This window comes from Archangium gephyra (assembly GCF_049060025.1).
Taxonomy (GTDB): Bacteria; Myxococcota; Myxococcia; order Myxococcales; family Myxococcaceae; genus Archangium; species Archangium gephyra_A.
Map to the genome: position 1 here is coordinate 6,324,352 of NZ_JBMEQQ010000002.1, position 14,740 is coordinate 6,339,091.

Annotated in this window: 12 protein-coding genes; 1 reads left to right on the forward strand and 11 read right to left on the reverse strand. The window is 67.8% G+C overall.

All coding sequences use genetic code 11. From position 1 onward, the window contains the following. Positions 1-65: 65 nt before the first annotated feature. From ACN28I_RS27405 to ACN28I_RS27425, 5 genes are all read right to left on the reverse strand, one after another. The gene (locus ACN28I_RS27405) at positions 66-1,337 is read right to left on the reverse strand and encodes a two-component system sensor histidine kinase NtrB (protein WP_420944886.1); all 1,272 of its coding nucleotides are present in this window, start codon (positions 1,335-1,337) and stop codon (positions 66-68) included. Then, the gene (locus ACN28I_RS27410; RefSeq protein ID WP_420944887.1) at positions 1,337-2,674 is read right to left on the reverse strand and encodes a hypothetical protein; all 1,338 of its coding nucleotides are present in this window, start codon (positions 2,672-2,674) and stop codon (positions 1,337-1,339) included. The genes ACN28I_RS27405 and ACN28I_RS27410 overlap by 1 nt, the downstream gene beginning before the upstream one ends. Continuing rightward, a complete protein-coding gene (locus ACN28I_RS27415; protein WP_420944888.1) occupies positions 2,671-3,303 on the reverse strand; it encodes a hypothetical protein in 633 nt (210 codons plus the stop codon). Before ACN28I_RS27415 ends, ACN28I_RS27410 begins: the two co-directional genes overlap by 4 nt. A gap of 13 nt (positions 3,304-3,316) precedes the next feature. Beyond that, a complete protein-coding gene (locus ACN28I_RS27420) occupies positions 3,317-3,781 on the reverse strand; it encodes a hypothetical protein (protein WP_420944889.1) in 465 nt (154 codons plus the stop codon). 154 nt (positions 3,782-3,935) lie between these two features. Beyond that, entirely contained in the window at positions 3,936-4,349 is a 414-nt protein-coding gene (locus ACN28I_RS27425) for a hypothetical protein (protein WP_420944890.1), read from the reverse strand. Positions 4,350-4,442: 93 nt separating this feature from the next. On the opposite strand from ACN28I_RS27425, the gene ACN28I_RS27430 reads away from it, so the two are divergent. Further along, entirely contained in the window at positions 4,443-4,640 is a 198-nt protein-coding gene (locus ACN28I_RS27430) for a hypothetical protein (protein WP_420944891.1), read from the forward strand. Here ACN28I_RS27430 and ACN28I_RS27435 read toward each other — a convergent pair. The 6 genes from ACN28I_RS27435 to ACN28I_RS27460 form a co-directional block, all read right to left on the reverse strand. Further along, positions 4,618-5,520, reverse strand: a complete 903-nt coding sequence (locus ACN28I_RS27435; protein WP_420944892.1) for a hypothetical protein — start codon at positions 5,518-5,520, stop codon at positions 4,618-4,620. The genes ACN28I_RS27430 and ACN28I_RS27435 overlap by 23 nt on opposite strands. After that, complete coding sequence (locus ACN28I_RS27440; RefSeq protein ID WP_420944893.1) at positions 5,504-5,803, reverse strand: hypothetical protein; 300 nt, start codon at positions 5,801-5,803, stop codon at positions 5,504-5,506. Before ACN28I_RS27440 ends, ACN28I_RS27435 begins: the two co-directional genes overlap by 17 nt. After that, the gene (locus ACN28I_RS27445) at positions 5,800-6,765 is read right to left on the reverse strand and encodes a hypothetical protein (RefSeq protein ID WP_420944894.1); all 966 of its coding nucleotides are present in this window, start codon (positions 6,763-6,765) and stop codon (positions 5,800-5,802) included. Before ACN28I_RS27445 ends, ACN28I_RS27440 begins: the two co-directional genes overlap by 4 nt. After that, the gene (locus ACN28I_RS27450; protein ID WP_420944895.1) at positions 6,728-8,113 is read right to left on the reverse strand and encodes a hypothetical protein; all 1,386 of its coding nucleotides are present in this window, start codon (positions 8,111-8,113) and stop codon (positions 6,728-6,730) included. Before ACN28I_RS27450 ends, ACN28I_RS27445 begins: the two co-directional genes overlap by 38 nt. Before the next feature lie 1,945 nt (positions 8,114-10,058). Continuing rightward, positions 10,059-13,499: a hypothetical protein gene (locus ACN28I_RS27455; protein ID WP_420944896.1), complete on the reverse strand. Its 3,441-nt coding sequence runs from the start codon at positions 13,497-13,499 to the stop codon at positions 10,059-10,061. 63 nt (positions 13,500-13,562) lie between these two features. Continuing rightward, the gene (locus tag ACN28I_RS27460; RefSeq protein WP_420944897.1) at positions 13,563-14,675 is read right to left on the reverse strand and encodes an SH3 domain-containing protein; all 1,113 of its coding nucleotides are present in this window, start codon (positions 14,673-14,675) and stop codon (positions 13,563-13,565) included. Positions 14,676-14,740: the final 65 nt, after the last annotated feature.

Sequence of the window (14,740 nt, forward strand, 5' to 3'; positions counted from 1 at the left end):
AACTGTTGGACAAGTTCGTGAACAACGCGCCCGGGAGGCTCCCAACCGTTGCCGTTCCTGAGGGCTCAGCGGGCCTGATGCGCCGCGGGCAGCCGCACCTCGAAGGTGCTGCCCTGGCGCTGCTCGGGTACCAGCGCCACCGTGCCACCGTGCCGCTCCACCAGCCGGCGGCACAGCGCCAGGCCCAGTCCCGTTCCGTTCGCCTTTCCCGTCACGAAGAGGTCGAAGAGCCGCTGGCGGACTTCCGGCGGTACTCCCGGCCCGTCGTCCTCCACGCGCACCCGCACCGCGCTCCTCCCGTCCGGCTCCGCCGCCAGCCGCACCTCGCCCTCCCCCTGCGCCTGCGCCGCGTTCTGCAGGAGGTTGGCGAACACCTGTCTCAGCCTCCCCGCGTCCCCCTCCACCGGCGGCAACTCCGCGAAGCTCCGGCGCACCGTCACTCCCGGGAACGCCGCCTCCGTCGCCCTCGCCGCCTCCTCCAGCACCTCGGACAGAGACACCCGCTGCGCCGCCAACGGCCGGTCCGCGCTCAGGTCCAGCAGGTCCTCCGTCAGCCGCCTCAGCCGCTCCACCTCGCCCAGCACGTCCTCCAGCGATTCCTTGTCCCGCTCCGACAGCTTCGCCCCGCTGCGCTCGCGCATCAGCTCCACCGTGCCGCGGATGACTCCCAGTGGGTTGCGGATCTCGTGCGCCGCCATGGCCGCCATCTTCGTCAGCGCCTCGCCTCGCGCCGCCTTCGCCGCCGCCTCGCGCCGCGCCCGCTCGTCCCGCAGCCACCGCGCCGCCACCAGCGCCAGCGCCAGCGCGCCCACCGCCGACAGCGCCACCCCGCCCCACAGCGCCCGCCGCAGCGAATCGCGCGCGCTGGAGAAGGCCCGCCCCGCTTCCAGCACCAGTACCGACTCCACCTGCCCCCCGCCCCCGCGCACCGGGAAGTACCCCACCGTCACCTGCAGGTCTCCCATCGCGTAGCCCGGGCCCACCCGCGTCTCTCCCGCGAGCGCCGCCTCCACTCCCGCCGGATCCGTGCGCAGCAGGTCCACCCGTCTGCGCGCCGGTCCCGTGGCGTCCGCCGGCACCGCCAGCTTCCGGTCCACTACGTACACCCCGTCCAGCGCGTTGGCCCGCATCAGCGCCTCCAGCCGCTCGGGCGAGGCCAGCGTGTCCGTCAGCAGCAGCGCCGCGGATTCTCCCGCGCCCCGCAGCCGCGCATCCAGCGCCTGCTCCAGCGCCGCGCTGCCCGCTCGGTAGAGGGCCAGGGTCGCCGCCAGCGCCCCCACCAGTCCGAGCGTCGCGAGCCCCAGCGGGCCCAAGGCGCGCGAGGCGAGCCGCGCCATCAGTACAGCCCTCGCGACCACACCAGCGCCAGCCCGCCCGTGAAGCGGCCGTAGCTGAGCTCGGAGACGTTGGAGGACGCACCGCGCCAGCCCACCGAGGCCTGCACGCTCCAGTTCCTCGCCATGTCCCACTCCAGCACCGCGTCCGCATCGAGGGACAGGTCCTGGCGGAGGGCCCCCAGCGGGTTGTCGAAGTTCTGGTAGCCGCGCCGCGAGAGGCCCACCTCGCCCAGCATGCGCAGCCCGGGACGCAGGCCCAGGCGCAGCCCCGCACGAGGGCCATGCTCGAGGTAGCCGAGCGCCAGGTCATACGTGCTCAGCAGGCCGCCGGACCAGCCCGCCGACACGGAGACGGACTCGGAGGGGTTCCACTCCACGTCCAGCCGCGCCGTGCTCCGCCACCCGGAGTAACCGCTGAACGCCGTGTCCAGGAAGTCCTCGCGGCGCACGGCCACCGAGCCCACCACCACCACCGGGCCCACCGCCGCGCGCGCGGCTCCGTGCAACCGGTGCGCGCGCAGGTACGGCGCCCCCCCGAGCGACAGGGCGTCCAGGCCGTACTCCGCGGACAGTTGCAGCACCGGGCCCACGTGCGCCCAGCCCAGCGCGCCCCCCGCCCCCGCCATGTCGAAGCCTTGGAAGCGCAGGTGGCCCCGGTAGTTGCCGGAGAGGCGCGCGTACGGCCCCCGCTGGCCCCAGGGACGCAGGCGCAGCTCGGCCAGGCCCGTGCCCACTCCGTCCGCGCTCCCGCCCCGCCGCCGCGTGCCGTCCGGCGCGAGGTCCACGTTGGAGTCGTACTCGCTGCCCAACCGCACCGAGAGCGCCACCCGCCCCTCGCGTGCGGCCTGCAGGCGCAGCTCCTCCGCGCGCCTCGCGAGCCCCTCGTCCGGGGAGACCGCCGCCGCGTCGAAGAAGACACCCGCCTCGCTCGCGCGGCCCTCGCGCAGGGCCAGCACCCCGAGGAAGAAGGAGGCCGTGTCCACCAGCTCCGGCTCGGAGAGGGCCTCGCGGAAGGCCGCCTCCGCCGCCGCGTCCTCCCCGCGCTCGAAGAGGGAGAGGCCGGAGAGCAGCGACGCCGCCGCGGCCTCCTCCTGCGCGTCCGGGTCTTCCTGGCAGAGCTCCTTCAGGGCCGCCCGCGCCCGGGCGTTGCGCGGGTCCCTGCGCAGCACCTCGCGCCAGGCGACGAGCGCCGTCTCCGTGTCCCCCGCGGCCTGCTCGGCCTCGGCCACCTCCACGTAGGGCGCGGCGGCGGCCGGGTCGGGCGAGGCCAGCGGCGTCACCGGCCCGCAGAGGCCGGGCTCGGCGAGCAGCGCGGCCACCAGCAGGCCCGGGTTCACGGGCCTCCTCCTCCCACCAGGGGCGTGGGCCGCTCGGACAGCGCCCCCAGCGTGGCACGGGCCTCGGCGAGCCGGTGGCGGTCCTCCCGCCTGGCGGCCAACTGAATCGCCTCCTCGAGGTAGTGCGCGGCGAGCACCGGGCGCCCCGAGGCACGCACCTGGGCGGCGCGCGCGTGGTACCAGTCGATGGACGCGGGCGTGGGCGCCGAGCGGAAGAGGGCGGCGATGTCCGAGCGCAGCTTGCGCACCTGCTCGCCGATGCGCGGCCCGGACGCATCTCCCACCGCGTCCAGGAGCGTGTCCGCGCACAGGTAGAGGCGCGCCTCGTAGCAGGCCAGCGCCTGGTAGTAGTCGAGCAGCGCGTCGCGTGCGTCCGGAGCCGTCTTGCGCGCGGTGGAGAAGGCCTCCAGCGCCTCCTCGGCGCGGCCGAGCTTCACCAGCGACGCGGCGATGTACCAGTCCGCCTCCCCGTCCGTGCCCAGGCGCTGGGCCACCTTGAACTCCACGAGGGCGTTGGAGAAACGGCCCTCGCGGAAGTGGCGGGCCCCCTGGAGCAGGTGGGGTGTCGCATCCGGGGGGGTGGCCGCCGTGAGTCCGAGCAGGACGAGGCAAAGCGCGAGACGCTTCACGCGAGACCTTCTATCACGGTCCGCGAATGGGATTCGGCTGCGCCGGCCGGCCGTTCCCCGGACTGTCGGGCCGGGTGTCCTTGTTCTTGCGCACCTGCTCGGCGCGGGAGCGGCCCGCGGCATCCTGTGCCTCCGAGCCCCCTCCAGCGGCGCCCAACGCGGCGGAGCGGGCGGCCTTGATGCCCTGTCCGGGAGGAGTCCGCGCGGCGTGCTCCGAGGCCTCACGGCGGGCCTTGCCGGCGGCCTCACCGCGGGTGCGGGCCGCCGCGTCCCGGCGAGCACCCTGCGTGGCGGTGTCCCGGGCCGACTCGGCCACCGGGGAGGCCTCATCGGGCAGGCGGGGAAGCTGCGCCGGGAGCGAGGCCTGCACCTCGAGCGCCTCGAGGATGGCGGCCCGGGGCTCCTGACGGCGCGACGGTTCCTCGGCCCTGGCGCCCACGGCCCACAACGAGATGGCGAGGATGAGGACACCGCGCATGACTGCCTCCACGATGCAGAAGCCTAGCATTCTCCGTGCCTGGCTCCGGTTCCCCCGCGAGGAGCCTGTCTGGTCCTGGAGCATGCACCATCCGGGACACCCGGCTGTACCAACCGGTACACCCCAGAGGGCCGGGGTGAGGGTCGTCCGCGGGTCAAGGCGCATCGAGCCGCGTCAGCCTGTCCCGCACGCTCCGCTGGAGCTCCTCGAGCTCGGCGTCCGGTTTCGTTCTCCTGCGCCGAGCCTCCTCGAGCAGCGCGAGCGCGTGACCGAGCCGGTGTGCCACGCCCTCCGTGTCTCCGCTCTGCTGGAGGAGCTCCGCCTCCGCGCTCACCAGCTTCGCCAGGGCCTTGAGCTTCTCCGGGTGCTCCAGCAGCCCCGCCACCGAGCCCGCGTCGATGGTGATGAGCATCCGGTACTCCATCCCGAAGAGCGACAGGCTCGTTCGGTGCACCAGGTCGAGCGCTTCCTCCGTCTTCTGGCTCTTGCCCGCCTTCAGGATGGCCGCGAGCGCCGCCACCAGCCGCTCGATCATTCGCTCGATGTAGTCCTCGCGGATTCCAGCCATGGGTCAACCTAAGGGGCGTTCGTGCCTTGGCAACCCGGGCACGGGTGGGAACCCGAGGCTCTAGAGCCCCTCTCTCCGCACCGGGTGCGGTGGGTGCTGCTCAAGGACATGGGACTGCTCTCGGATGCCCTCACCGTCTTCCTGGGCGCGGTGTTCGCCCTGCAGCGCCGGAGGGCACGGCGACAGGGCCTGCGTGGTGGGCAGGCCGGGGCCGTGTCATTCATCCAGTTCTTCGGCTCAGCCTTGCAGGTGACGCCGCACTTCCACCTCATGGGGCCTTCACCTTGGTGAACTTGCCCTTGGTCCACTTGAGCACCGACGTGCGCTCCCCGGTGCCGGCGATGGTCTCGACGATCTCCGGGACACCATCCTTGTCGATGTCCTGGACGCTCATCAGTTCGGTCTCCGGGCCTCCGTCATGGCCGGCCTCGAGAGAGTGCAGCCGCTTCTTCTTGGGAACGTCGTAGACGCGCAGGTGCAGTTGTGTGCCCTGGACCGGTGCCGAGTAGGAGTGCTCGAACACGAAGACCCCCGGCACGACGGGGTGGATGCAGGAGGTGACGCGCCCCGCGTCACAAGGCGCCGACACGGATTCGGTCAGCAGGTTCTTCATGCCGTCGCACGACACCACGGTGATGGTCTTGGTGAGCTGGCCCTTATTGCACTCCGACTGTGCCCCCACGAGCATCACGCCGTCCTTCTCAAGGATCCACGAGGCGGGGTCGATGACGGGGTTCTTGCGGCTGATAGTGCACCTGGGCGAGTTGGTCACCAGATACGCCCCGGGAGTCGAGAGAAGCGGAGGGTAGGCGCCCGTATAGAGGTGCGGCATCTCGTTGTAGACCAGCTTCAAGGCCTCCTTGCCTTCCGCCCGGTCCTGGAACCTGCCCACGGCGCGATAGACCATGCCCTTTTCCCGGAAGAGATAGCGGTCCCCGGGAAACTCATAGGGGTTCATCGGCTGCTGAGGATCGTATGGCTCCAGCGGCGTACCATCGTTCTTCCGCTCGCCAATCTGGATGACGAGGGCCCGACCATCCCACTCCTGGTCGCACAGCTGCTCCGCGCGCGCGCGCTGGGGTGCGGCGAGCACCGCCAGGGCACATACGGCCGAGAGGGTTCTCCAACCCGCCGCGCCACCGCGGGGAGCACCTTCATTGACAGGCAACATCGAGAACCGCCTTTCTGGATGAGAGCCTGTCCTCCATGACGACAGGCGCCCCCCGGAAATTTACGATGCGGTCACCGCAGACGTTCAGGACCTGGAGAACGCCCCTGGGCTGGGTACGGGTCAGCACGAACGCCGCCGGATCGGCGATGGTTGCGCCGGTGGCGCCCAGGCTGCGGAAAACGAGCACGTCCTCGTCCCCGTCGGCATTGAAGTCCCCGGTCGCCCACCACTGGAGGTACCCCTCGTCATGATGCTCCGAGCCAGGGTGGGGAAGGGGCATCATCCGCGAAGGAGCTGCCCCTCCGCGAGCCATCGCTCCGCCCTGGCCGTCGCATCGCCCTTGGTGATGTAGCCCTTGGGCTTCCCATTCGGCCCGACGTCCAGGGAGGCGTTGCCGGCGTATCCATTCTGTCCCTTCTTGTAACAGACGTAATCGGGCGGCTGGCCAACGCCTCTCTGGCAGAGGATGGCCATGTAGACGTCCCCGATGTTCGTGAGCGGCGCCTTCTTGACGAAGGGAACGAAGTACGCCTGGACGTAGTCGAGCTGCTGGACCGCGCTCATCGCCGCCAGCGTCTCCAGCTTCAGGTTCGGGTCGATGTCCTTGACCGGACCCGCCGTGAACTGGATGAGGCCGAAGGCACGGGAGCCCCCCGAGTTCTGGATGCTGGGGCTGAACGTCCCGGCCGTCTCCAGGGCCATGCAGGCCATCAGGTGATCCGGGTTCATCTTCAGGAACGAGCAGATGGCCAGCACCTTCTGGCGGAACTCCCTGGAGACGTTCTTGTGGAGCCCGTAGACCATGGTGCCTTCGAGCCTCCGCGGCGACGTCCCGATGTCCTTGTGGATGACGGGAAGCTCGATGGAGCGGTTCGCCTTCTCGTTCTGCAGCACACGGGCCTCAAGCCGGAACCTGCCCTGGTTCGGGATTCTCTTGATGACCTCGTCGTGCTGGAGCCTGGCCATCACCCAGCCCCGCGAATCACACAACCCCCCCTTGGCCTTGGACAGGTCATACCGGAACGGCAGTCCCGCCAGGAAGATGGGCTCGGTCTGATCCATGAAGTACTCGGAGAGACGGAACTCGATCACCGAGCCGTCCTTTCCGTTCGGGATGTGTTGGGCCAGACACCGCACCTCCAGGTAGGACGTATCGTCGGTGCGCTTGACGATGTTCTCATCGAGAGCGCTGAGCTTGGGTACGCCCTCATAGGGGAGGGTGAAGGCGGGTGGATCGGCTATCACCTCTTCCCACAGCCGTGCTCCGGCCCGGGAGACCTGCCCGCGGATGCTCACCTTCTTGCCGAGGATGCGCGTGTCCTCCAACGGGACGAGCGCCTCGTAGAGCCGGGGGTTGTCCCGTGAAGGCTTCGCCTCCAGGCGCATCAGCTCGGTCTCTCCGGACGGGTCGCAGAGGGAGAAGAGGGGCGCGGCCTCCCGCCAGTAGGAGATCTCCCCGACGAGCTTGATGCACACGAGCAGGCCGTTGTCTCGCACCCCCGTCCAGACCTCTCCGAAGCGGGGGGCTCGCGAGGCGCGGGACGGCAACTCCTGCGAAGCGATCGCCGTGGCCAGCTCCTTCGTGGTCTTCTGCTGCTTCTGCTTGGGCTGGACCTTGACCTTGGGAGGCTCGAGCCAGAAGCTCGTCGTCATCGAACGGGAGGTACGTCTTGTCCTCGTAGTCCATCACCGCGTGGATGGGCACGTACTCCTGCGTCCCCGTCAGTGACCTGGGAATGCGCAGGAGCGCGAAGACCTTCCGCCCGGGCCCTTCCTTCTCCTTCCAGAGCTCCTGCCAATGCAGCCGGTAGAAGCGCTCCGGGGAGTTCGCGTGCACCAGCACCGGCTTCGAGATGGGGTCCATCGCCGCGAAGGTGTAGGCATCCCCGAGGACGCGGGCTTCGTACTGCCAGAGCGTCAGCTCGAGGGGCAGTTTGAAGTCCGCATCGAGGTTCTCCACCTTCACGCTCACCACTTTGTCCTTGAGCTCGAAGCCCGCGAGCCTCGGCCGTGGGTAGGAGAACACCTGGGGCTTCTCCCACAGCAGGTAGGCCTGCTCCTCTCCCTTGAGCTCCTGGAGGACCTCGACCCGGAGGTCGAAGGCGTACACCGCCTTGAACGACTCGAAATAGGCCAGCCGGAGGGAGTCGTCGCTCGACGCGCAGCCGACCCGCCAGTGCTTCGTCTTGCTCAGGCTGTCGCCCGCCCACTCGAGGGTGGCATAGCGCTGGGCGTCCGGCGCCATCTGGGGCTTCTCGCCCTTCCGCGTCTCCATGGAATTGAAGACGGAGAGTCTGAGCGTCGCCTTCAACTTCTTGAACCGGTCACTCATCTCCGCGCGGAGCTGGAACTGTTTGCCGATGAGGACCGCCTTCTCGAGCTCGAGCCCCAGGACGCCCAACGGGTTGTCGAACTCGAGCAACTGCTCGATCTTGCATTCCTGCGCGAACGGGAAGTCGGGGATGGCGGTGAGTTCGGCCGTGCCCTTTCCGAAGAAGCTCGCTTCGAAGATGTCGATCTCCACCTCCATGGAGCACGACTTCCCATTGATGCGCATGGGCACGTTGAGGATCGTGTACTCGCGGGGCTTCATGCCGCAGGAGGTCGTCTTGACGATGACGCTGCAGACCGTGTCCGCCGGCAGGTGCTCGTGCGTGCCGCGGAGCGTGACGAAGGTGCTGCGGCCGGAGTGCCGGATGCTGCTCGTGTCCAGGGAGACATGGAGCTTCCGTGGGCGCGACCGCCACGAGGTTGATGACGCCCTCCGAGCCCGGCTCGATCCGCAACTCGAACCGCTCGCCACCAGAACGGGGCTTCATACGCGTTCTCCCTTCATGGGAATGCTTCCCCCCGGCAGGTCCCACATGTCGGGGAAGAGCCGCTCGTCCTCGACCTTCTGCTGCTCGAGGGGCTCGGGGATGAAGAGCTTCACGGGCTCGCGTGGGACGAGGTCCTTGTCCTCTGGCTTCTCCGGGAGGACGCGGAGGTGGTACTCCTTGCCACCGTCCTCGAGCGCGGCCGCGACATCGTTCAGGTCCACCTCGGCGTGGAAGACGCCCTCCACGTCCGTGACGCCATGTCCGCCCTTGTCCGGCTTGTAGCGGATGGTGGTCTTCTTCCACTTCGAGGGCGGCGTGCCCTTGCCCTTCGGTTTGGGCTCGGGGGGGCGGGCGTTGGGATCGATGAGCTCGAGCTTGAAGCCCCTGTTGAGGCCGACCGCCGTCGTGTGGAGGGCCACCTCCAGGATGAACCGATCCGTCGCCTTGAGCCGTGTCTCGAGCTTGCCGCGCCGCCGCATGCTGTAGGCGGGACCCTCCACGGTCTGGACGTGGATCCGCTCGGGCCCCCATGGCGCGCGCTTGTCGTGGGCCTCGACCGAGAGCTGGAACGCCCTGTCCTTCACCTTCTCGTCGCTGAAGGAGAACGTCCGCACGACGCAGTCCTTCTCCACCTGCGATTGTTTCTTCGCGTTCTCGTCGAGTTCGATGACACCGACCTTGATCATTGGCCCGACCGCCTTCCAGAAGTCGGCGTTGCCGCCCACCAGCCGTGCGGAGATCCGGATGCCCTTCTCGGTGACCGACACCGTCGGGGCCTCGAACCTGGGGGCGTGCAACACCTCCGCCACCGTCGACGACCACAGCTCCAGATGACCGAACGCGGCCTTGCCCTTGAGCACGTCGAGCGACACCGGTTCGCACCGCGTCCCGAGCGTCTCGGTGGGGTGCAAGCGCTCGTCCAGCGCGCCGCCTCCGTTCGGGAAGAGGCAGCCGAACTGCACGTGGACTTCCTCGGTCTCCGGCACGCCCTGCCTCAACCGGGTGAAGGCCTCGTTCGCGTCGAACTCGAGCACGATGTCACCGGGGAGCTTGCTCTGCTCCGGCGGTCTCACCACGACGCGGTACACCTTCGGGCTCTCCTCGATGTACGACTCGAGCCAGCCGTTCGTCATCATCTTGTCCACGGCGTCATGCAACCGCTTGGGGTCCGAGCCCTTGAGCTGGATGGAGAGTCCATCCTCGGAGAGCGCGGCCAGGGACAGGAGTTGCTTGGGCGAGTACTCGCACTGGATGCGCTCCACGGCCTCGGCGAGCTCCCAGGCGAGCTTCGGTCCGGTGTCGACGGGTGCCGGAGGAGGGGCTGTCGGAGGAGCGGGAGGCGCCACGGCGGGTGCCTTCTGGGCATTGGCTGGAGGCTTGTCGGGGGGCTTGTTCGCCGCGTCGAGGAAGGCCTTGTACGTGAAGTGCTGGGTGACGTAGGTGCTGGCGTCCTTGAGGCTGCCCTTCTGGATGTAGCCGTCGACGACCGCGAGGCCAGAACTCTCGTTGAAGGCGGTATCCTCTCGCCCCTGGACGGGGATGGCCACGTCGGCCAGCGTGAACTTGGGGGAGGGCAAGGGGGCGCTCTTGTCCCGCTTCGTCGGCTGCCTCCAGGTGCGCATGACGACCCAGCCCCGGAGGAGCTTCGGACAATTCTTCCGGAAGGGAATCCGCCACGAGAAGGTCCCGTCCTTGCGGGACTCCGGCGCGAAGAGGGAATCAGCGGCCTCCGAGCCAGGTGCCTCTGGCACCTCGCGACCGCCCAGCAGCGAGGGACGGAGCCCCTCCAGCTCCAGGGAGCCAATGCGCTGGCCGCCCGCCGTGTCCAGTGTCCAGACGCCCCAGCCGGGCACCTCCGCGGGCTCGACGAATGCGCCGTCGGTACAGGTTCCGCTGGCGATGCGGAGCTTCTTGCCGCCGAACATCGCATGCACGGTGACCGGCTCCTTGCCGCTCCCCCGTGGCACGGCTCCGACGTAGACGAGATCGCCCACCCTGCGAGGTGGATGGGCCTCTCGCGCCGGCAGCCAGCCGGCAGCGATCAGCTCCTTCATCTCCTCCGAGCTTCCAGAGCGGAGTCTCCACGAAGCGGATGAGGTTGTGCCGGCTCATGAGCATCAGGAGCCAGGCGAAGGTGACGGGGTGCGGGTTGTCGATCAACCCCTTCGAGGGCAGCTGATCCGCATCGGGACTGTCCGCGAAGAGCTTCTTCTGTTGGTCCGTGCCCTCCCGTGGGCCCAGGAAGGGCACCTCCTCCTTGTGCGCCCACCAGCCCACCGCATCCGCGTACTTCCCGAGGATCTTCTTCGCCCCCTCCTTGTCGCTGATCTCCAGGATGGAATCGCCGACCCCCAGCTCCTTGTGGACCTCCAGGTGCTCCATCACCTGCGTCACGATGCTGTCGGGCATCCACTCGTTGAGGTGCCTCAGGACGACGCCGCGCCACCGGACGGAGGCCAGGCGCTTGAAGTGCTCGATGTCTCGCTGGAGGGCATCCTTGACCCCACCTCCCGTCTGGAGCAGGAGCTTGTTCGAATCCTCCGGCTCCACGAAGATCCGCCGCGCCTTCGCGGGCAGGCGGATGGGGATGCGGGTCTGCGTCCCGTCGTACTTGACGAAGAGTGGCGGCAGGGTGTCCGGATCGAAGGTGATCTTGAGCTGGTAGGGCGCCGAGGCGTCCGGAGCGGGCAGGGCGTTCTTGTAGTTGGAGATGAGGAGCTCCGCCGGGTAGGTGGGCTCGGCCGACTCCTGCTCCTGGGGGGCACCGGAATCCTGGGCCGCGCCCTGCGTGTCATCCGCGGAGAACGCCAGGGCCCGAGAGGAGTTCAGGGCCTCCTTGAGCTTTTCGTGATCGTACGTGTCCTGGAAGGATTTGACGCTGGCGGTCTCCTCCTTGCCCGCTCGCTTCGAGATGGGAGCGAACTCCATCAGCGAGCCCAGCTCGTCCGCTCCGACAGCGGGGGGATCGAAGAAGTTGTTCTGGTCCTCTTCCGAGAAGAGCTTGAAGAGGCCGTTCTGCCCGAGTTTCTGTTCCGCGAAGTCGAGGAAGTCCTTGAGCTGGCCCTGACCGGAGGGACCGAGGATCTCCCAGTGGAGGAAGCCGTCCCCCACGCCCGGGTTCTTCTGGTCGACGTAGCCGACCAGATCTCCCGCGGCGAGCTGCAGGAAGGGATGGCGCAGGGTGACGATCTTGCCCTGGCACAGTGCCTTGTGAAGCTCGGTCAGATCCCGCTCCGGCTTCTTCCAGAGGGCGCGGACGTAATCCACGTCGTCGTTGCCAAGCTGGAATTCCTCCGGCATGCCGAGCCCGGAACCGATGACGGAGAAGGTGCCCTTGTTCTTCGGGACGATCGCCTCCTTCTCCGGCGAAGACGCGGCGTCGGCTGGCGGCTCCTGCAACCACCGGATCTTCCGGAAGGACTCGTTCCGGGAATCCAGGACGATCAGACAGCCGTTGCGGCGCGCGAGGGTCTTGAGCCAGCCGACATCCCGGTACGTGCCCGCGGACGTCCAGTCGGGTGGAGCCAGGTGCATGTACAGGCTGTAGAAGGTGAAACGCTTCGGCTGCTCTTCGACGTCCTTCTGGAGGACTTCCTCGACGTCGTGCCGGACCAGGATGAAGGAGTTGTGATTTCCCGTGAACTCCCTGGCCAGCTCGTTCGGATTGACCTCTTCCTTCTGGGGCTGTTCTCCCTTCTGGGCCGGGTCCTGGGGAGCCTGTCCCTGCTGCGGCGGTGGCTTCTGGGTCTCCTTGATGGGCTCCGGCAGTGCGTTCGTCAGCCGGACGGCCACCACGTAACCCGGCGCGAAGCAGCGCACCTCGCGCTCTCCTGCTCGAGCCGTGCTCGGGGGCGGGGGCCGCGGTGGTGCCTTCACCTCCGGGCTCTTCGCGGGCGCCTGCCCCTTCTGCCCCTTTTCCGGGCCCGTCTTGGCCTGAGCCTCCGCCTTCTTCTCCTGGGCCGGTGGGGCCGGGGGAGGGGGCAGGACGAAGGGGGAGACCTCCAGGTGGATTCCCGAGTGGAGATTCCGGCGCCTTCCGAGCGGGAAGAGCCCCGCCGCGGACTGCTCCGTCAGCGCGTAGCAGTTCGCGGGCCGGAAGCGCTCCTTCGCTCCGTCGAATGGGTAGGCCACGGAGCGCATTACGTTGGTGTAGACGAGCTCGGGGGGAACGGGCGTCTGTCGGTGCGAGTAGATGAAGGTGCCGCCCTTGGCGGACTCATTGCAGTAGTCCATGAACAGGTCGTCACGGACGGTGCTGTGCGGGTTCTCCTCGAAGAGCTTCCTGGCCCGGATCAAGACCAGGGACGCCTCGGCATTGTCCCAGTTGCCGGGCATCAGCCGGATGAGGTCGTGATCCCCTGAGATCTGCTTGGCGAGGAACGCGTTCAGATCGTGCCCGTTCTTGTCGGGATTGGGCGGGAAGAGGAGGTTGGCCCCCTTCTTGTCTCCGACCTTCTTCCCCTGGGTCGACGGATCGGCCACCACCAGCCAGAGGTGTCGGCCCGTCGAATCGACCAGGTAGGCGTAGCCAATGATCAGGATGAGGTGGACCGGCGCCGTGTGGGTGGCGGAAAACCCCGAATAGAAGATGACCGGATTGTTGTTGGTGATCGCCTTCAGGACGGTGGCCAACCTGGCTTCAATCTGGCGGGGATCGTTCGCGATCTGGGCTGCGAGCGCCTTCCGGTCCGGCTCTGTGTAGGGCAGCACTGCGGTTCGGGAGAATCCGAGGACCCTGGACCCACTGAAGTCGCCCTCGGTGACACCGCGGGAGAACTCTTTTGGTGGAACGACGCTCGCGACATCATCATAGTGGTGGGTCGAAATCGCGTAGTCGCTGACGTTCTGGTTGTGAGGGGGTTGGGTTGGCTTCGTGTGAAAGGCCCGCTGGCCTCCCGGGTAGCGCAGATCGACGAACTGCCCTGGTTTGCCACCATCCCAGTGGGTGATGAACCTCGACGCGAAGTCTCCGCCCTGCACCATCTGGTAGTAGTTGTACGCCATGGAGCAGGACGTACGTCCGCACCAGTTCCAGGGGCCATCGACGTAATGCTGCCCGAGGAGCGGGACCTTCAGGATGTGGTACTCATCCAGCGTCGCCAGTACGTTCTCTGGGATTTCGTACTGCCAGTTGACCGGGTAGATGTTTTTTTTAGCCACGGCGTCCCCCCACACTCTCTGAACTTCGTTTCCTCCCGAGCCCGACGATTCGATGTTCCGGTCTTACGGCCCCCCTTCGATACAGGGCTGGCCGATGTCCGGGTAGAATCGAGGTGTGTGTGTATAGGGCGTATTCCCGAGGTACGCGATGTCCTCACCCGTTTCGGGGAGCCTGAAGAGCTCGTGTCTCGTCTTCGATCCGTAGAAGGCCTCAAGTGTCAGGTCGAGGGTTTTTTCGCGCTTCGACAAGGAGGAAATCCAGTAGATCTCCAGCCCATCCGTGTCTGCGTTCTCGATATAGACGAGGACCCGCCCGTGGATGTCTGGCCGGAACTGGAGTTGGTACGGCCTCCTGGCGCAGGAGTCCCACCGAATCCTGGGCCCGCGGGCATCCTGCATCGTCAGGAGGCCCCACGTCCTGGGCACGTCTGCCAGGAGGGCCAGTGAGGCCTCGTCGAGAAAGTACCGGCCAAAAGGTGGGTCTCGCTCGTCGCCCTGCATCACCTCGACGCCGGAGAAGAGTGCCTTCTCGAATACCGGAGTCAGGGGAAATTCCACCTGCTCGAGCACCTCTCCCGTCAGTGCACCCGTCTTCGCGTTGAAGCGGTACTTGCCCCGATAGACAACCACCTTGTCGGTGACGCCGAGGGCGGTGACGAACGCATCATTCTTCGTTTGAACCCGGACCTTGATGCCATTCAGGTAGATCGAGCTGGTGCCGTTGAGGCATCGAGCGGCATCCTCCGCGGAGCACGAGAACGAGAACCGTCTCCGCATGAGCGGCTTCTTCAGGCGGGCGACGAAATCCAGGTTGCGCTCGAAGAAGAGCTTCCCCAGCTCCTCATGCAGCCCGGCATCTTCCGGGGCCAGCATGGCGGCTCGCAGCGCGCTCTCCTCCCGCTGCGCGAGCGGGAGGGCGGGGTTCATCGCCTCGGCCTTGAGCTTCTCGACCGAGGGCTTCTCCGGCCCCAGCAGCGGCGCCGACGCGTAGCCCTCCACCTCTCCGCAGCGCACCTTCAGCCACTGCCCCCCCTCGAGCCGCTCGGAAACGAGGCACTCCGTTCCGATCTGCAGCTTCTGGAGGACTTCCGCGTCCTTGGTGGGCTCCTTGCGCAGGTTGATGGAGGAGCCCTGGACGTAGACCCGTGGTCCCGCGACACCGGCGTCCTGAGCCACGCCCGCGTCTCGCTCCCCACCGGCGTCACCTCCACCATTCACAAGCAGCAGAACCAGCAATAGCG